This window comes from Legionella tunisiensis, from assembly GCF_000308315.1.
Taxonomy (GTDB): Bacteria; Pseudomonadota; Gammaproteobacteria; order Legionellales; family Legionellaceae; genus Tatlockia; species Tatlockia tunisiensis.
In genome coordinates this window covers 1-19315 of sequence record NZ_CALJ01000106.1, presented here as the reverse complement: position 1 = coordinate 19315, position 19315 = coordinate 1, and the positions used below count along the sequence as shown (strand labels likewise).

Sequence of the window (19315 nt, the reverse complement as noted above, 5' to 3'; positions counted from 1 at the left end):
CAATGCGGTAGTTAAAAGCCGAATTGTTCCCTGTAGAAATCCGCACTCTCGGTGTCGGTTTACCCTATGCCATTACAGTTTCACTATTTGGCGGCACAGCGGAATATATCGCTTTATGGTTTAAATCCAAGGGAATTGAAAGTGGTTTTTATTGGTATGTTACTATTTGTATTGCTTGTTCACTGCTGGTTTATCTTTTTATGAGAGATACTAAACAAGATTCGCAACTAGACTATCAATAAAATAATTTTTTGCATAATAAATAATTTGTGTTATACTTCGCCGCGTCAATGGGGAGTAGCTGCACCTCAACAAGAGGTGGCTTACATCAACATCCTTGGTTGAAAACCATGGTGTAAGCAGCTTAGGCCTAGCAAGACTTTTGACTACCTATCTTCTTGGAGCTGGTGAGAGGATTAGTAGTCATTCGTCTATTACCAGCTGAGATAAACCAAATGGAATCTTTATTTGTATCAACTGGTGCAATCGCCTTTGCTGAAATAGGTGATAAAACTCAATTATTAGCCATGATCTTGGCAGCGCGTTTTAAGCGACCTATACCGCTTATTTTAGGAATCCTGTTTGCTACCTTAGTCAATCACAGTCTGGCTGCCGCTGCTGGTATCTGGTTAGCTTCCACTATCAATCATACTACCTTACGTTGGATACTTGCTGGCTCCTTTATTTCAATGGCAATCTGGGCCCTTGTACCCGATAAGCTAGAAGAAAACCAAACCATGATCAGAGGTAAAATGGGCGTTTTCTGGGTTACTTTCTTCACTTTTTTCTTGTTGAAATGGGAGATAAAACACAGTTAGCCACAATTGCTTTCACCGCGCATTATGCAACGCCTCTTATGGTTGTCATGGGAACAACACTGGGGATGCTAATCGCCGACATTCCAGCCATTATGCTTGTAAGCAAAACAACGAGTAAGTTACCGCTGAAACTCGTACGCTCTATTACTGCAACATTTTTTATATTTATGGGAATCGTTACTTTGCTCAATATTAATCGATTTTTTTCCTAAAACAGCAACTACCTCATTAACGTGAGTTCAACATAAAGCATTTATATCGAACTCACGTTAATTAACTTCTTCTGCCTTCGGCTGCTGCTGGCCGATTTTATCGTTACTTATTGTACAAAAACCAGGCATTTCGCCATCCGTTAGCCCTGCAATAAGTTGGTGCGTGTTATCATTCTTGGCTAATGCATTCTGCAAAGATAAATTCACTTTCGGTGAAGCAATACGAATATGCCAGAGCCCTTCTTTTTCCTCTTGCAAAGTAACAAACTGTGACATAGAGACAGCTTTTCCTTCTATATTTCTCCAACCCGCTATAGCACCCCTTAAAGCATCTGCCTCCTGTAAGTTCACTGAATAAAAACCGCTACCATCATTGAATTGACATAAAATTCCAATGAAGGGATGAAGAGATGCCTGAGGTTTACTGACCCAGATCTGCCTAAACCAAGCTTTTTGTGCAGTAACAAACTGCTCTTTACTCTCTTCACCTGTTTGTAGATGCCCATTCAAACGGCCGGTTTGATTTACTAAAAGCTCTATTCCAGAACGCAAGTCTTGAATAGTCGGTGTATTTTCCGCTTGTTTTAACATATCAACTTTGAAATTGAATCCTTTTTTGGCTTTTGTTTTTACACCAAAAATCCAGCTATTGTTAATAGGATTAAATTGTAGAAACGCCCGTCCTACCTGCCAATTACTGACATCGGGTTGCTCAATTGTCGTTATAGCCTCTTCAAAAAGCAACACGTCTTGAGTTTGCCCATCGATGAGCGTTGCAATAGCGTGAAATTGATCATTATCACGTTGCATTTGGAAATAATAATTGTAGCGCTCGCCACTTTCATTAGTCACGATCCCAGAAAACACCCAATCAGCTTGCAGAGCAGTGGAAGAAAGTACCGTGGTTTCTTCTTGTTTCCCTACTGTCTCGGCTATAGACTGTGCCGTAGCGTAACTTGTAGCAAATAGAGCAAAACAGACTAATAACTTGGATAATCGTGCACATTTCATCTCAAATATGACCTTGTAAGTGTTCATGGGACCATAGCGCCTCCCAAAATGAGTCGCTTAACTTGGCTTCTACAGGTAAAAAGTACCAAGCATCATCGGCAAAAACCTGGCATTTAACCGCGTCTTTTTCCGTCATTACTATCGCTTTTTCCGTGAATTGTAGTTCATTTTTCGAAAAATGATGATGATCTGGAAAAGGATATTTTTAAAAATTACTCCAAGATTCTGCAAGGTAGTGAAAAAACGCTGTGGATGACCAATAGCAGCGACAGCAGCGACAGGAAATTCCAAAGCACTCATTTTTACATTGTTTCCTGTTATTAGGTGGGTTAATTCGCCTGGTTGCAGAACCATGGAATGGGCACCCGGCCATTCTCCCTCATTCACTACAATTAAATCACTTTTCTGCAGGCGATTTACATTTTCACGCAATGGGCCTGCCGGCAAACAGAGGCCATTCCCTAATCGGCGCAGACCATCAATCACAACAATTTCTACTGTTCGTCCCATAGCATAATGTTGCAATCCATCGTCACTAATAATGATTTGACTCTGATGATTATCTAACAAGTAGTGAACTGCTTGTACTCTCTTCGGAGCAATGACTACCGGACAACCTGTTTTTTGGCCAGTAATAAAGGTTCATCACCCACTAAGGTTGCCTGGTCGTTAGCAGAAACCTCATGAGGAAATTGAGTAATGGTAGCGCCATAACCACGACTAACAATACCAACCCGTAATCCTTTTGCCTGAAACTGCTTCGCTAAGGCGATAACCAGAGGTGTTTTTCCCACTCCCCCTACTGTTAAATTACCAACGATAATAATAGGAACAGAAAATTGTTGCTGCCAAAAACATTGCAAAAAAATTCGCCGTGTAGCGATAATCAGTTGATAAATCAGAGCAAATGGCCATAAAAACCAACGTAAAAAATGCTTTCTATACCATAATTTTTCGATAAACTGTGACATTAGCCGATAACTTCTTCTGCACTATCTACACCCAGCTTTTGTACTTGATACAATTGAGCGTAGTGGCCTTCCAAGGCCAATAATTGCTGATGGGTGCCTTGTTCAACTACCCGCCCTTGATTCATAACAATAATTTTATTAGCTCGCTTAATGGTTGACAATCGATGTGCAATAACCAGTGTAGTCCGTGTTTTCATTACTTGTTCCAGAGCAGATTGGATATAGCGCTCTGATTCACTATCCAGAGCCGATGTGGCCTCATCTAGAATTAAAAGAGGAGCATCTTTTAATATGGCACGTGCAATCGCTAAACGCTGACGTTGCCCTCCTGAGAGAAGAACCCCATTCTCCCCTATTTTGGTATCATAACCGTTAGGTAAACGAACAATAAACTCATCAGCAAAAGCCAGTTTGGCTGCATGAATAATTTGTTCACGACTAACATCAAAACAACCATAAGCAATATTATTAGCCATGGTATCATTAAATAAAGTCACATGTTGGCTCACTAAGGCAATTTGCTCTCGCAAGCTTGTTAGTGTTAACTCATTAATGTTTTCTCCATCTAATAAAATTCGACCTTGACTAAGCTCATAAAACGCGGGATTAAGCTAGCAATCGTTGTTTTACCACTACCGGAATGACCAACCAATGCGACTGTTTCACCAGCAGCAAGGTTAAAACTGACTTCATGCAATACCTGTTGTCCTCGGCGATAAGCATAATTAACGTTATCAAACACAAGATCACCACGTACCTTGCTGGCTATTTTTTGCCTCGATCAGGCTCAGTAGCCTTATCCAACAAAGCAAAAACACTCTCAGCCCCTGCCAAACCACGTTGGATAGCAGCATTTAGCGTTGTCAGTGTTTTCATTGGTTTAATAAGCTGCAACATAGCCGCAATAATAGCCAGGAAGGCTCCTGCAGTAATCGTAATGACCGTTGCCAACTGGATGGCAGCCAGGATAATAAGGGCAATACCCACAGCAATGACAAACTGTACTCCGGAAACATTAATTGCTTTAGTCACAGCTACCTTCATATCATTTTTTACGTGAGGCTTCTGTAGCTTGATTGAATTTGGCAACCTCGTAGTTCTCGCCGCCAAAAATCCGTACAACTCGGTAACCTTCGATCACTTCACCAGCAATTTCAGTGACCTCTCCCATCGATTTTTGTACTTTGTGACTAATCCGCCGGACTCGTTTATTGGTATAACTGACAATGAGAGCAACAAAAGGCACCGTCACGAAAAACATCAGCGACAATTGCCAGCAAACAATCATCATAACGGTCAATAATCCAATGACTAAACAGGTATTCTGGACAAAATCAGTCAATGCATCGGCACTAACCTGTGCAACCTGCTCGACATCGTAGAGTATCTTGGATAGCAACTGTCCTGATGTGGCTTCATCATAATAATCAGCAGGTAAACGAATAATATGCGCAAAAACACGCTGACGTAGCACCTTGACTACCGAACGGGCAACCCAGGTCATGCAGTAACTACCAGCAGAACTTACCAACCCTCGTATAGTAATCCCTATCAGTACAATGAAGGGGATTTTCTCACAAAAGCCATGTCAATATTAATAAAGCCTTTATCAAGAAAAGGGCGCATCATGTACGTAAAACCAGCATCAATAGCTGAGTACAATATGTTGGCAAAGATGCCAAGCAGAAGAATTGGCCAGAAAGGCTTAACATAGGACAATAATCGTCGGTAAAGCGGGCCTGTCTTGCCGAGTGTGTTTTTTTGCATGGGCTAAGCGCTAGGGTTGGCATTCAGGGGACGAATTGTACCGTAATTAGGGGAAGCTGCCAATTTATCAAGTAAAATTGCTTCAACGGGGATGAGATCTTGAGCAACGCTAAAAGTATCGATTACATCAATCTATTCTAACTCCAAACAATTTCAAGAAAAGTCCTAGTAATGTTATAAATTGCTTACTAAGGTACTAATCAAATTAGGCCCCTGGTAAATTAGACCAGTATATATTTGCAATAAGGAAGCGCCAGCCTGCAGTTTTTCACGAGCTACCTGACTACTATCAATACCTCCGACACCGATTAAAGTTACTGCATTACCCACAAGCTGTTTTAATAAATGCAAACATTGGGTTGAACGCTCAGCTAGAGGTTTACCGCTTAATCCACCCGCTTCATTCCCATTGACCAATGTACTGACAGCATCCCGTCTACAAGTAGTATTAGTGGCAATAATGCCAGCTACCTGATGCTCAAGAATCACATCAACCATTTGTTTTAATGTTTCATCCGACTCATCAGGCGACAATTTAATTGCCAAAGGGATCAAGCGTTGTTGCTCATCAGCCAAGCGCTTCTGCTCTTCACACAATTGACCTAGCAGTACACGGAAAAATTTATCTTGTTGTAATAAACGTAAATCTGGTGTGTTAGGCGAAGAAATATTGATAGTGATATAAGACGCGTATTTATAAACTTTTTGTAAACAATAAATATAATCTTCAACAGCCCTCGTCAGAGGAGTGTCTTTGTTTTTACCAATATTAATTCCTAGAATACCTTTATAGCGGGCTTTCGCTACATTAGCGACTAGGGCATCGACTCCAAGATTGTTAAAGCCCATGCGATTGATAATAGCCTCAGCCTGAGGCAAGCGGAAAAGACGAGGTTTGGGATTACCTGCCTGCGGACGAGGGGTTACTGTACCCAACTCAATGAAGGAGAACCCCAGTTTACTTAAAGCATCTAAATGCTCACCGCTTTTGTCTAATCCTGCAGCCAAACCAATTGGATGAGGAAAATTAAGACCCATAGCAGTAACGGGTTTGCCTGCTGGTTGCTTAAAACAAGTTTTAGGTAAGTAATGTAAGGCTGAGAGGACTAAATGATGAGCCCTTTCCGCATCCATTTTAAAAAGCAAAGGGCGAATCACTGCATACATACCAACTCCAAAAATAAATAACTGTTACAACAGATTCATTTGCGATAAAGGCAACATAGCCATCACTGCAAGAGGCCAATATAGATTCCTGAAGTAGGCACATGAAAATACTAAATTCTCATTGCACTCACTACAGAACCAAATAGCATGAAAAGGCGTTTGTAGTTTTAAATGCACTGCCAGGAAGGACGGCAATCCCCCGCTACCAGCTAATCATAGTCATCTATCCAAGAGACAACGATGGCTAAAGCCATGGTATGCGATTTACTCATCTTTTTCAACGTTTCTGTCTCAAGAAACGGCATAAAAACCCCATTTTTACGACGTAACCCACGATCCTTCCGACGATGCTGGAGCAGGTGGTGCAAACTGCCTTGCATGAGAAGTCTGGTTGCTCGCAACCAGGAAATAATTTTAACCCTCTAGTTTTCCCGGGCAACTAAACAACCATCTCACCTTTCGTTGTTTCAGGTTCGGTGTTCAATAACCATTGCACCTGTTGATTAAGATCAATTGAAATTTCTGACCATTCTTCAATCTGTTTATCTTCATAGGCGTTGTTATCAGGAAAAATGGTCTTGTGATGAGCAACGGCTGCATCCCGTGCCTGATATAACCAGTCAATCTGAGGCGCGAACAAATGAAGCATGCCCTCTACCCATCGGTCGAGAACTTGCCAATAAGGATTATCGTTTAAAGTCATCTTATATTGTTTAATAAAACGCGAGATATGTTTAGCATCGTACCAAATTTCATATGAAATCCAGCGATTAACTGTAAACAAACGAATAGGCTGACCATAACGATTCATTGAAATAGCAACAAGATGTGTCATAGGATTATCAATATTTTTATCCCAATCTGGCAAAGCAGTTGGTTTTACCTGTTTTGGGATATGTTTATAGCGTAAAAAACAATGGAAATGGCCATGTTCATTACTCGCTAGATCCTCGCGATGACAATGATAAAAATATTGCGCCCCAGTATTATGATCGATACGATCTCCTTTAGGATAATGATTCATCCGCACATGGCGACGTTTCTTTTCCAAAGTATAATGGAGAATATTCTTACCTTTCTTTGTGATCATTTGTTGCTGCGCTTCAAGCACTTGCATCGCATACCGCAAATATCGTTCTTTGCTTGCTTTTGTCAGAGAAGGTAAATGAAACTCAGGAATTATTAACATAGAATAAACCGATAACAAAGAGGTAGTATATTTCATACTACCTCTTCATTTAACAGGCGCTTAGCTACCAGAGCAACCGCCACAACCTTTACAACCGCCGCAACCTTTGCAACCGCTGCAGCCTTTGCAACCGTTACAACCTTTGCAGCCTTTACATCCAGAACAGGCAATTTGAGAACCAGCAGCTTGATTGTCTGCAAACGCAACAGGAACTACAGCAGCAGTTGAAAGTGCAGATAACAGAGCCGCAACAGCTAATGATGACTTTTTCATAATGAGCCTTCCTTGCAAAGTTAATAATTAAAACAAATTTAATACTAGCAAAACATTCTTACATCTTTTTACAAATTTAATAAAGACGTTATCTAAAATAATTTCTCACCTCCTGATTGATATGTACCAATATGCTTTACAAAATATCAAATCGCTAATGACATCCTCAAATCTTAGTGACGAGTCCTACTTTTACCATACAGTCAACAGTATAATTGGGAGTATAGTTTAAGAAACAGTTTTTTCATGGGTGGCATCTAGATCATTCTGGATATTAAGGAAGCAGTAAATCCCCGGACCCTTTGCTCTAACCCACAGTTCTCAGAACTTAAAAAATGAGAGATTTGCAGCTACAGCTGACACTGTTGTGCCCAGACGCGTAGCATCGCATTTCCGCCAGGTTGCAAATGATAAGCCACTTCTCGCACCTCTACCCCTAAATTATCTTGTTGTAAGCCGAGAAGGACTGGTCCCAAAAAAGGAGATGGGTGGCCATAACGATCAATCAGAGGAAAAATTCTCACCTCTTTAGCTACACGCGCTAATTCTTTTATCACTTGCAGATGAAATTCGACATCCTGATCATCAAGATCAGCGAATAAATAGTGAGAACTTAAAGCGAATTCAAAGGAAAAATCAGCAAACGGCAATGCATAAGTCCCTATTCCTATATAACGCTTAGCCTTTTTACCTTTTTCATAATCAGCAAAAAATTGAGCCATTCCTTCGCGTCTTTTTGCAAATAAGGCTTCAGGATTTCCATAGCGACTAAAATCAAATTTTTCTTGATCCCTTACCACTCTGCTGACCATATCAGCAAAAACTAAAGATACTTTGCTATACAAAGTATCTTTATCCAAATTAAACAGCGGATCACAGCTCACTATGTGCTGTGCGTGAGCAGTTAATTCGGCATTCACTGCACTTGGACCACAACCATATTCCAACAAACGAGTTGACATATCTGCTTTCGATAAATCAAACATTTCCTGATACTCATCAGCATGATGGCCCCATAGTACAAGTTTACGCATATACATCCCCTTCCTGTGTCTATTCCCAGCCTCAAAACAGATGCCCTCCATTCACAAGGCATAGTTCAAGACAAGCGCTTGCAACAAGCTCTCACTTAAATTGATGTTGCAACTTGAATTTGATTGGGTATAGTCTAGCCTATTTGCTCCAATAACAGGAAGTCATCTATGTATGTCGGTATACAACATCAACTTGGCGAAACCTATGACCTTTTGCGAGATAGTGTTTATCAATTCGCCCAAAAGGAAATCGCTCCTCTAGCTGCTCAGATCGATACAGATAACGCCTTCCCCAATCATCTATGGCGAAAATTGGGAGAGATGGGTTTATTGGGCATCACCGTTAGCGAAGAATATGGCGGCGCGAATATGGGTTATCTTGCGCACGTCATTGCAATGGAAGAAATTTCCCGCGCATCAGCCTCTGTTGGCCTAAGTTATGGAGCGCATTCCAATTTATGTGTGAACCAAATTTATCTCAATGGCACAGCAGAGCAAAAGCACCGTTATTTGCCTAAACTAATAAGTGGAGAATATATTGGCGCGTTAGCAATGAGTGAGTCAAATGCTGGCTCTGATGTTGTAAGCATGCAACTTCAAGCACAAGCGGCAGGCGACAAATTCATTCTCAATGGTACCAAGATGTGGATCACTAATGGTCCGGATGCTGATGTTTTGGTTGTTTATGCAAAAACTGATAAACAAGCGGCCAGTAAAGGCATCACAGCATTCATCATTGAGAAAGGATTTAACGGTTTTCGTACGGCACAGAAACTTGATAAACTCGGTATGCGTGGATCAAATACCTGCGAATTAGTATTTGAAAATTGTGAAGTACCTGCGAAAAACGTGCTGGGAGAAGTGAATAAGGGCGTAAGAGTATTAATGAGCGGTCTTGATTATGAACGCACGGTATTAGCAGCTGGTCCCGTTGGAATTATGCAAGCCTGTTTGGATGTCGTCTTGCCCTACATTCACGAACGCAAGCAATTTGAACAAGCCATTGGCGAATTCCAATTTATTCAAGGTAAGTTAGCGGATATATACACGGAATTAAGCGCTTCACGGGCTTATTTATACACCGTAGCTCGAGCCTGTGATCAAGGCATGGTTAGCCGTAAAGATGCGGCAGGCGTTATTTTATATACAGCAGAAAGAGCCACGCAAATGGCTTTGCAGGCCATTCAAACTTTAGGCGGGAATGGTTATATTAACGAGTACCCTACCGGGCGTTTGCTGCGCGATGCCAAACTCTACGAGATCGGTGCTGGTACGTCTGAAATCAGACGGATGTTGATTGGACGTGAACTTTTTAACGAAACTGCATAAGGAAAATGACCATGGAACCAAATGATATTGTTATTGTTGCAGCCAAAAGAACACCAATGGGTAATATGCTTGGTAGCTTGTCTGCTTTATCAGCACCCGAGTTAGGCGCTGTCGCCCATCAAGCAGTTATTGAACAAGCTGGTCTTTCTCCTGCAGACATTGATGAAGTGATCACCGGTTGTGTATTGCAAGCAGGCATAGGTCAGGCGCCAGGAAGACAAGCAGCGATCAAAGCTGGTATTCCTAATTCAACCGGCGCAACTACCATCAATAAAATGTGTGGTTCAGGCATGAAAGCTGTCATGTTAGCTCATGATCTCCTGAAAGTTGGTTCTGCCAACATCGTGTTGGCTAGTGGGATGGAAAGTATGAGTAACGCGCCCTATTTATTGAGCAAGGCGCGAGCTGGTTATCGTTTAGGTCATGGTGAGCTAAAAGATCATATGTTTCTTGACGGCCTTGAAGATGCGTATGAGCGTGGCCAATTAATGGGTTGTTATGCTGAAACAACAGCAGGCCATTTTCAATTTACCCGTCAACAACAAGATGACTATGCTATTCGCTCATTGAATCGTGCACTGCAAGCACAACAAGATAATTCTTTTGCTGAAGAAATAGCACCTGTCACCATTGCTGGACGCAAAGGGGATGTGGTGATATCTCAAGATGAAGGCCCAGAGGCCAGTAAATTGGCTAAAATTCCGCAGCTACGTCCTGCTTTCAAAGCTGATGGTACGGTAACTGCAGCGAATTCTTCTTCAATATCGGATGGCGCAGCAAGCCTGATTTTAATGACTGCAGCTAATGCAAAAAACGCGGTTTAACGCCACTGGCTCGGATTGTCGCTCATGCAACTCATGCACAAGCACCTCAATGGTTTACTACCGCTCCCGTTGATGCAATTCGCAAAGTATTAAATAAAGCTGGTTGGCATCAAAGTGATGTTGACCTTTTCGAGATCAATGAAGCCTTTGCTGTAGTCGCTATGGCAGCAATCACACAACTTGAACTCGATGATGAAAAAGTCAATGTTCATGGGGGAGCTTGTGCCCTGGGCCATCCTATCGGAGCATCCGGTGCACGTATTATTGTTACTTTAATGCACGCTCTAAAACAACAACGTAAAACACGTGGTATAGCTGCTTTATGTATTGGTGGCGGTGAAGCAACTGCTATTGCTATCGAAATGGTTTAACCATCCAGGTATCATAAGTCACCATGGTCTGTTGACATGTCGCTAGCTTGAATCGAAAAGTGTTGATTTAGGAGCATCGCAGCACAATTTACAGGATAGTCAATGAGCAGCGAAGCGCTGGAAATGAATGCTTTTCGGCCTGGATAGTAGAAATGTCAACAGACCTAAAGACCTAATAGAAATATAGCCCGCATCACTCTTCAATTTGTAGAGTGACGCACTAACTGCTTAAGGATGTACATGCTTAGACAAAGTCTTATTTATTTAGCGTTAAGTATTCTGGTTGTGATTTTTGCTAAATATGCTCATATGATTATCGTTTATATAGGGATGCTCTATGCTTTTATTAATGTCAAATTGACACCCATTTTTAGTCAAAACGGTTTGGGATTAATGATACGTAAAGTGATCCTTCTCGTGTTTATCCCAGTTGTGATTGCCGCCATTCCAGCACTCACCTACCGGCTCATCAAAGGGAATGACATGCCCTATCTCATCGAATTCACCTGGTGTCTATGGCTGGTAATTGTACTCAGTAATATCTTGATACATTAAGGATTATCGATGGCTAAAATCACTAGTCAGTTAAATCCCGCCAGCAAGGATTTCAAAGACAATGAAGCAATTATGCAAAAATTGCTTGTTGAACTGCAGAACGCTATCCAAAAAATTGCTCAGGGTGGTGATGAAAAAGCACGCCAACGACATTTAAAACATGGCAAATTATTGCCTCGCGAGCGCTTGCAACATTTACTTGATCCAGGCAGTCCTTTTCTTGAATTATCACAATTGGCCGCCTACCGAGTTTATGAAGACACTGTCCCTGCTGCAGGAATTATTACCGGAATAGGACGTATTGCAGGTATTGAATGTATGATTGTGGTGAATGATGCCACAGTTAAAGGTGGAACCTATTATCCGCTTACCGTCAAAAAACATTTACGTGCTCAAGAGATTGCTAGAGTTAATCACCTTCCCTGTATTTATCTAGTTGATTCAGGTGGTGCTTTTCTGCCCCTTCAAGATGAAGTTTTTCCAGATCGAGAGCATTTTGGCCGTATTTTTTATAACCAAGCAATGTTATCAGCAGAGAATATTCCTCAAATTGCAGTGGTCATGGGATCTTGCACTGCAGGTGGTGCTTATGTACCCGCAATGGCCGATGAATCGATTATGGTACAAAATCAGGCTACTATCTTTTTAGCCGGACCACCGTTGGTAAAAGCAGCTACCGGTGAAATTATCAGTGCAGAAGAATTGGGCGGTGCCGATATCCATTGCAGACAATCTGGTGTCGCTGACCATTATGCTGAAAATGATGCCCATGCACTACACTTGGCCCGTGTAGCAGTAAGTCACCTAAATCGTCAGAAACCTGAAAATCTTTGTCGAATTGCCAGTCGAGAACCTCTCTATAACGCCAAAGAATTAAATGGTGTTGTACCAGCTGATCCGCGAAAGCCTTTCGATATCCGAGAAGTAATCGCTCGCGTTGTGGATGGTTCAGAGTTGGATGAGTTCAAAGCACTTTATGGCACGACTTTAGTCTGTGGGTTTGCCCATTTGTTTGGTTATCCCATTGGTGTGATTGCCAATAATGGTATTTTATTTGCCGAAAGCGCTTTGAAAGGAGCGCATTTTATCGAGCTATGTGCTCAACGCCGCATCCCTTTATTATTTCTGCAAAATATCACTGGTTTTATGGTGGGTAGTAAATACGAAGCAACAGGTATAGCCAAACATGGTGCCAAGATGGTGACTGCCGTTGCCAATGCTAATGTCCCTAAATTCACTGTGATAATAGGCGGTAGTTTCGGTGCTGGTAATTATGCTATGTGTGGACGTGCTTATGGGCCGCGCTTTTTATGGTCCTGGCCTAATGCCCGCATCTCTGTCATGGGGGGTGAACAAGCAGCAAATGTGTTAGCACAAATTAACCGCGACAAGCATGCGAAGCATGGAACAACATGGTCTGTTGAGGAAGAAGAAAAATTTAAAGCCGATTTACGCGACCAGTATGAAACCCAAGGTAATCCCTATTACGCTAGTGCAAGACTCTGGGATGATGGTGTTATTGCTCCTGAAGATACTCGTAAAATTCTTGGCTTAAGCTTGTCTGCTGCCTTAAACGCGCCGATCCCTACAACCAATTTTGGTGTGTTTCGTATGTAGGAGAATCTAATGCCAGAATGCCAAAACACGATAGAGATAAACAATGAGTGATTTATTAAGTGAGTTGCATGATCGGGTTTTTATTATTACTTTGAATCGGGTAGGTAAACATAATGCTTTTGATGACAGCTTGCTGGCAGCATTGCAACAGCGACTTGATGAAGCGATTAGTGATCCGCAAGCAAGAGTTATTTTATTAAAAGCGAATGGAAAGCATTTTTCTGCAGGCGCAGACCTTGCCTGGATGCAACGCATGGCCCAATTTAGTGAAGAAGAAAACCTGCAAGATGCCAAAGTACTTGCTCGTGTCATGCATACTCTCTATGCCAGCCCTAAACCCACTATAGCCATGGTACAAGGTGCCGCCTTTGGTGGTGGTGCTGGTTTAGTAGCTGCTTGTGATCTGGCGATTGCTTCATCAACGGCCCGATTTTGTTTTTCAGAAGTAAAACTGGGCTTAATCCCTGCCGTCATTAGTCCGTATGTCGTAAAAGCAATGGGTGAACGGGCTGCAAAATGGCTATTTATGACAGCAGAAACGTTTGATGCGGAAGAAGCAAAAAAATTACAGCTAGTACAACACTGCGTAGCTGCAGATGAATTATTGGTCTTTACTTTAAATTATGCTCAACAAATAGCCCGATTGGCTCCTGAAGCAGTGAATGCTTGTAAAACACTGGTTTCACAGGTTGCAGGTCGGCCAATTAATGAGGAATTGTTACAGCAAACTGCAGCTCTCATTGCCAAGAAACGAGTTTCCGTAGAAGGGCAACGAGGATTAAATGCTTTTCTTAATAAAGAAACACCCATTTGGGATTAGGGGATTTCATGTTCAACAAAATTCTTATCGCTAACCGCGGTGAAATTGCCTGTCGGGTTATTAGAACTGCCCGACAAATGGGTATCCACACTGTTGCAATTTATTCAACCGCTGATAAAAATAGCCAACATGTGGCCCAGGCAGACAGTGCATTTTGCGTAGGTGATGCAACAGCCAAAAATAGTTATCTCAATATTGAAGCGATTATTACTGCGGCTAAAACTAGTGGCGCTCAGGCCATTCATCCTGGCTATGGTTTTATCCGAAAATCCCTTATTTGCCCAAGCTTGCGCCGACGCAGGAATCATATTTATCGGCCCCTCCATTGCAGCTATGGACGCGATGGCTTCAAAGCAAGTAGCCAAACAATTACTGGAGAAAACCGGGGTACCCCTTACACCAGGCTATCATGGTAGCGAACAATCCGATGAGCGCTTATTACATGAGGCTCTTCAGATTGGTTTTCCAGTATTGCTAAAAAGCAGCCAGTGGTGGTGGTGGTAAAGGTATGCGTGCTGTTTATAAAGAATCCGAATTTTCTCAAGCTTTAGCCGGTGCCCGTCGTGAAGCGATGGCTAGCTTTAAAGATGACACGATGCTCATTGAAAAATTAATCAGCAACCCTCGTCACGTAGAAGTCCAGATCATGGCGGATAATCATGGTCAAATCGTCCATCTTTTCGAACGGGATTGCTCCATTCAGCGACGACATCAAAAAATTATTGAAGAAGCGCCAGCACCTAATTTATCTGCTACCATGCGGCAAAGTTTGGCAGAAGCAGCCTGTGAAGTTGCTCGTTCGATCGCCTATCGTGGCGCTGGCACAGTCGAATTTTTAGTGGATGGTGACGCTCATTTTTATTTCATGGAAATGAATACACGTTTACAAGTCGAGCATCCCGTCACTGAAATGATAACAGATCTTGATCTGGTAGCGTGGCAATTGAAAATAGCGGCTAATGAGCCGCTACCCTGCCTCCAGAAGGCTATTGCAGCTCACGGCCACGCACTTGAATGCCGAATCTATGCTGAAGATCCCCACCAAGGCTTTCTGCCATCAATTGGTCAATTGCATTTTTTGCACGAGCCAGCAGGTCAAGGCATTCGAATAGATAGTGGTGTATCGCTTCATTCGCACATTACCATGCATTATGACCCCATGATTGCCAAATTAATTACCTGGGGAGAAACAAGGGAACAAGCTCTACAACGCATGCAATACGCACTTGCAAACTATGCAGTAGGCGGTGTCAAAACCAACATTGCTTTTTGCAAGCTATCTGTAGCCATCCCCGCTTCGCTAAAGCAGATTTAAGTACTGATTTTTAACTCAAGAAACTATTAATCTTCCTCTTCCTGATAAGCATTTAGCACTCTTAATGGCTGCTGGTTATGATTATCTTGTACTCAAAGACAGTGAAACAGATCCTCTTCATCATAATAGTTTTGCCTGGCAAATGCACTTATCCAGTTATTGGTATTGGCGTTACCTCATTGAGGGTCAACAACAAGAAATCAAGATTATTCCTCTGACAAATACGTCCTTCAAAGTAAAAATTAACGAGGAAGAATTCACTTTGTCGCCACGCTTGATTGCTGATAAATTATATCTTGATGACGGCCAGCAAATCAGAGAGATTCTGGTGGATAACCAAGGATCAAAACTCACTTTGTATCTGGCACAAGGCCCCTTGGTGATTGAGCGCTTTAATTGGCAGAATTTTGATCCGCAACTTGCCACAAAAAAGGGCAACTCACCGCTCCTATGCCAGCGACTGTCGTGGCTATTCTGAAAAATAAGGGAGATAAGGTTAAAGAAGGTGAGAGTCTAATTGTTTTGGAAGCAATGAAAATGGAACACACCATTCATGCTCCCAAAGACGGAATACTGGCCGAATTATTTTACGATGTTGGCTCGCAAGTCAGTGAAGGTGCTGAATTGTTGGCTTTAAAAGATTGATTAGGGACAAGCATGAACTATCCACAACAAGTCACGATAGTTGAAGTAGGCCCACGGGATGGGTTACAAAATGAATCATCCTTTGTTGCCACTGAAAACAAAGTAGAATTGATCAATTTACTTAGCCAAAGCGGTTTAAAACACATCGAAGTCACCAGTTTTGTTTCAGCCAAAGCAATTCCTCAACTTGCTGACAATGAAGCGGTATTTACCAGCATTGCTCAACCTGCAGGCATTCATTATTCAGCATTGGTTCCCAACGAACGTGGCATGTTGAAAGCACTCGAAGTAGGCATAAAAGAAATTGCTGTCTTTACGGCAGCGAGTGAAACCTTTAATCAACGTAATATCAATTGTTCAATCAGCGAGAGCATTCACCGCTTCGAGCCGGTTATTGCTTTGGCTAAGGCAAATAAAATTCGAGTACGTGCTTACATTTCATGTGTACTTGGCTGCCCCTATGAGGGTGAAATTGCCCCGCAACAAGTCGTTGAGGTTACGCGTCAGTTGCTGGCTCTGGAGGTTGATGAAATTTGTCTGGGCGATACCATCGGTGTTGGTACACCCAAACAGACCAATGCAGTCTTACAGCAGATCTTAGAGTTTTTACCCTTGTCCAGATTAGCAATGCATTTTCATGATACTTATGGCCAAGCGATTGCGAACATTTACGCCTCCCTTGAATACGGTGTTCATCGTTTTGACAGTTCGGTAGCTGGTCTTGGCGGCTGTCCTTATGCTCGTGGTGCAAGCGGAAATGTTGCAACAGAAGATGTTTTATACTTGATGCACGGACTAGGTATTGAAACCGGTGTCGATATTTTTAAGATCGTCGCTGCCGGTGATAAAATATGCAAACTGTTAGGGAAAAAGAACCAATCAAAAGTAGCGAATGCCCTATTAGCAAATCAATGCTAAATCAGTAACTGCCCCCTTCGCAAAATCACAATTGTACTTACCAGGAAATCCCTCTAAACTCCTGCACGGAATTAGGTTACAAAAAGTTAAAATCTTTCCTAAAACACACAGTAAACTGTATACATAAAAACCAATTGGTTATATCATACAGCAATTTTTTACTCAAGAATATCAATCAGTCCAGGACATTGGTATTTTTTCGTGAGAGGCTTGAAGATGACGGGTGGTAAATTAAAGGTAGGTTTAGTACAGGAAAAAATGGTCTGAAAATCCGCAAGAACATCAGGATCGTCTTGCCTCAGGTATTTTTGCGGCTGCTAAACAAGGGGCTCAACTCATCTGTTTACAAGAATTAACGTTGTCACCTTATTTTTGTACTCGTCATGATGTAGATGGTACAGCTTATCAAGAAGATCTACACACAGGCCCTACAGCACAATTTGTAAGTGCCATAGCAAAAGCAGCGAAAGTTACCATTACTTCCTCACTGTTTGAAAAAGCAGGTTATAACACTGCCGTAGCCTTTAACGAATCAGGTGAATTAGTTGCAGTCACCCGCAAACAGCATATTCCCAGTGGTGAAAAATACCATGAAAACTATTACTTCAAACCCGGTGATTCCGATTATCCAGTCCACAACTTAGTCGGACATCAATTTGGTTTACCTACCTGTTATGATCAATGGTTTCCTGAGTTGTCGCGTATTTACGGTTTAAAAGGAGCAGAGGTTTTAGTTTATCCCACTGCCATTGGTGGAGAACCAACTGCACCAGGTTTTGATAGCCAACCCATGTGGCAAAAAGTGATGGTTGCTCAGGGCATTATGGCGAATAGCTTTATCGTCGCTGTTAACCGTATTGGCTGGGAAGATGGACTTGAGTTTTACGGCTCTAGTTTTATCTCCAACCCAATGGGTGAAATTTTAGTACAAGCACCTCGCAATGAGCCTGCTGTGCTCGTAGCTGAATTGGATTTCAGTCAACGTGCGTTGTGGGGGCGTTTGTTTCCCTTTGCAGATCAGCGAGAGCCTGAAACTTATCATGAGCTCCTCAAAGCCCGTAAATCCGATGTGGGAAAACTCTAATGACTGACAAAACATTCCAAGATGAAAATCTGTACAATATTAATAACTGGGGTGAAGGTTATTTCAATATAAATGCAGCAGGGAATATTGCTATATGCAAAACGCCGGAAGAAAAAGGCGTTGAGTTGCAAGCGATTGTAAATGCCGCCAACCGAGCGGGTTTACAATTACCGCTTTTGATCCGCTTTACTGATATTCTGCACGACAGAGTCGTAAAATTAAATGAAGCCTTTGCACAGGCAATTGAGGAAAACGATTATCGAGGAAGCTATAAACTGGTTTACCCGATTAAAGTGAACCAAGAATATTGTGTGGTAAGGGAAATTTTAAAAGAACCGCGCTATCCCGTGGGTTTAGAAGCTGGTAGCAAACCTGAATTAATGGCAGTAATTGGATTATTAGGCCAAACTCCTTCTACCATTGTCTGCAACGGCTATAAAGACAGCAGTTATATTCGCACCGCGTTAATCGCACAACAAATGGGCCATGAAGTTTTCATTGTGATTGAAAAACGTTCTGAATTAGACATTATCTTGAAAGAGTCTACCCGACTGGACATAAGGCCTAAAATTGGTGTGCGTATTCGTTTAGTCACCAAAGGCGCAGGCAAATGGGAAAATACTGGCGGGGCTAAATCCAAATTTGGTTTAAATGCAGAACAAGTTCTTGAGTTAGTCAATCAACTAAGAGCACACGATTCGTTGGATTGTCTGCAATTAATGCATTGCCATTTAGGCTCACAAATTGCCAACATCCATGACATTCGCCACTGTATGCAAGAAGTTGCTCGTTATTATGTTGAACTGCGTCGCTTGAATGCACCAATCAGTACCGTTGACGTTGGTGGTGGCCTTGGGGTGGATTACGAAGGTACACGTTCCAACACTGGCTGTTCAATGAATTATTCTGTCAAAGAATATGCTACCAATATCTTGCTAGCACTTCGTCCTCTTTGTGAAGAAGCAGGTATGCCGGAACCCAATCTTATTTCCGAATCTGGACGGGCGCTCACAGCTCATCACGCCGTTCTAATTAGCAATATCACTGATGTTGAATTAGTTAAAAAACCAGAGAATTGCCTTTCATTACAACCGACGATTCTCACGTTATTCGCGATATTTGGGATACTTACCAATCTATTTCTGATAATTCGCCCAGTGAAATTTACAATTATGCCGCTCACTCGTTAGATGAAGCTCACTCCATGTTTAAACATGGGGTTATTAGTTTGCAAGAAAAGCAAAAGTAGAGCAATTGTTTACTGCGATTTGTCTTGAAATTCAACAACGATTGGATGAAACAACCCAGGTGATAATGAGCTTATCAAGCTTATTAACGAACGACTGGCGGCAAAATATTTTGTAATCTTTCATTTTCCAATCATTACCAGATGCT

General features: G+C 42.0%; 13 protein-coding genes, 6 pseudogenes and 1 riboswitch. Of the genes and pseudogenes, 12 read left to right on the top strand and 7 right to left on the bottom strand.

Annotated elements, in window-relative coordinates; genetic code table 11:
- The first annotated feature begins 23 nt into the window (after positions 1–23).
- From BN58_RS07780 to BN58_RS33350, 3 genes are all read left to right on the top strand, one after another.
- Positions 24–242, top strand: a complete 219-nt coding sequence (locus BN58_RS07780; protein WP_019216348.1) for a hypothetical protein — start codon at positions 24–26, stop codon at positions 240–242.
- Between the two features lie 38 nt (positions 243–280).
- A riboswitch (yybP-ykoY riboswitch) is annotated at positions 281–448 on the top strand.
- A 7-nt stretch (positions 449–455) separates the two neighbouring features.
- Complete coding sequence (locus BN58_RS33355; protein WP_232220432.1) at positions 456–818, top strand: TMEM165/GDT1 family protein; 363 nt, start codon at positions 456–458, stop codon at positions 816–818.
- On the top strand, positions 797–1030 hold the full coding sequence (locus tag BN58_RS33350; RefSeq protein WP_232220431.1) for a TMEM165/GDT1 family protein: 234 nt from the start codon (positions 797–799) through the stop codon (positions 1028–1030). The genes BN58_RS33355 and BN58_RS33350 overlap by 22 nt, the downstream gene beginning before the upstream one ends.
- A 57-nt stretch (positions 1031–1087) precedes the next feature.
- On the opposite strand, the gene BN58_RS23210 is transcribed toward BN58_RS33350, so the two are convergent.
- The 7 genes and pseudogenes from BN58_RS23210 to BN58_RS07715 all read right to left on the bottom strand — a co-directional run bounded on the left by BN58_RS23210 (position 1088) and on the right by BN58_RS07715 (position 8442).
- Positions 1088–2041, bottom strand: a complete 954-nt coding sequence (locus tag BN58_RS23210) for a hypothetical protein (protein ID WP_019216347.1) — start codon at positions 2039–2041, stop codon at positions 1088–1090.
- 1 nt (position 2042) lies between these two features.
- A pseudogene (lpxK, locus tag BN58_RS23205) lies at positions 2043–3012 on the bottom strand (tetraacyldisaccharide 4'-kinase).
- Positions 3012–4779: pseudogene (gene msbA, locus BN58_RS23200) on the bottom strand (lipid A export permease/ATP-binding protein MsbA). Before msbA ends, lpxK begins: the two co-directional pseudogenes overlap by 1 nt.
- A gap of 174 nt (positions 4780–4953) precedes the next feature.
- Entirely contained in the window at positions 4954–5946 is a 993-nt protein-coding gene (locus tag BN58_RS07735; RefSeq protein WP_019216346.1) for a quinone-dependent dihydroorotate dehydrogenase, read from the bottom strand.
- Between the two features lie 439 nt (positions 5947–6385).
- On the bottom strand, positions 6386–7171 hold the full coding sequence (locus BN58_RS23195) for a DUF6969 family protein (protein ID WP_019216344.1): 786 nt from the start codon (positions 7169–7171) through the stop codon (positions 6386–6388).
- Between the two features lie 24 nt (positions 7172–7195).
- On the bottom strand, positions 7196–7408 hold the full coding sequence (locus BN58_RS29685) for a hypothetical protein (protein ID WP_083852144.1): 213 nt from the start codon (positions 7406–7408) through the stop codon (positions 7196–7198).
- Between the two features lie 350 nt (positions 7409–7758).
- Complete coding sequence (locus tag BN58_RS07715; protein ID WP_019216342.1) at positions 7759–8442, bottom strand: hypothetical protein; 684 nt, start codon at positions 8440–8442, stop codon at positions 7759–7761.
- Between the two features lie 168 nt (positions 8443–8610).
- Here BN58_RS07715 and BN58_RS07710 point away from each other — a divergent pair, with 168 nt between their 5' ends.
- From BN58_RS07710 to speA, 9 genes and pseudogenes are all read left to right on the top strand, one after another.
- Positions 8611–9771, top strand: a complete 1161-nt coding sequence (locus BN58_RS07710) for an isovaleryl-CoA dehydrogenase (RefSeq protein ID WP_019216341.1) — start codon at positions 8611–8613, stop codon at positions 9769–9771.
- 11 nt (positions 9772–9782) lie between these two features.
- Positions 9783–10966 (top strand): annotated as a pseudogene (locus BN58_RS23190) (acetyl-CoA C-acyltransferase).
- Between the two features lie 240 nt (positions 10967–11206).
- A complete protein-coding gene (locus BN58_RS07700) occupies positions 11207–11521 on the top strand; it encodes a hypothetical protein (protein WP_019216340.1) in 315 nt (104 codons plus the stop codon).
- Between the two features lie 9 nt (positions 11522–11530).
- On the top strand, positions 11531–13138 hold the full coding sequence (locus tag BN58_RS07695; RefSeq protein WP_019216339.1) for a carboxyl transferase domain-containing protein: 1608 nt from the start codon (positions 11531–11533) through the stop codon (positions 13136–13138).
- Between the two features lie 43 nt (positions 13139–13181).
- Positions 13182–13958: an enoyl-CoA hydratase-related protein gene (locus BN58_RS07690; RefSeq protein ID WP_019216338.1), complete on the top strand. Its 777-nt coding sequence runs from the start codon at positions 13182–13184 to the stop codon at positions 13956–13958.
- 8 nt (positions 13959–13966) lie between these two features.
- Positions 13967–15918, top strand: a pseudogene (locus tag BN58_RS36885) (acetyl/propionyl/methylcrotonyl-CoA carboxylase subunit alpha).
- A 12-nt stretch (positions 15919–15930) separates the two neighbouring features.
- Positions 15931–16836 carry a hydroxymethylglutaryl-CoA lyase gene (locus BN58_RS07680; protein ID WP_019216337.1) on the top strand — a complete coding sequence of 302 codons (906 nt, stop codon included), beginning with the start codon at positions 15931–15933 and terminating at the stop codon, positions 16834–16836.
- A gap of 216 nt (positions 16837–17052) precedes the next feature.
- Positions 17053–17920, top strand: a pseudogene (locus BN58_RS23170) (carbon-nitrogen hydrolase).
- A pseudogene (gene speA, locus BN58_RS23165) lies at positions 17920–19315 on the top strand (biosynthetic arginine decarboxylase); the annotation flags it as partial. The pseudogenes BN58_RS23170 and speA, both read left to right, overlap by 1 nt.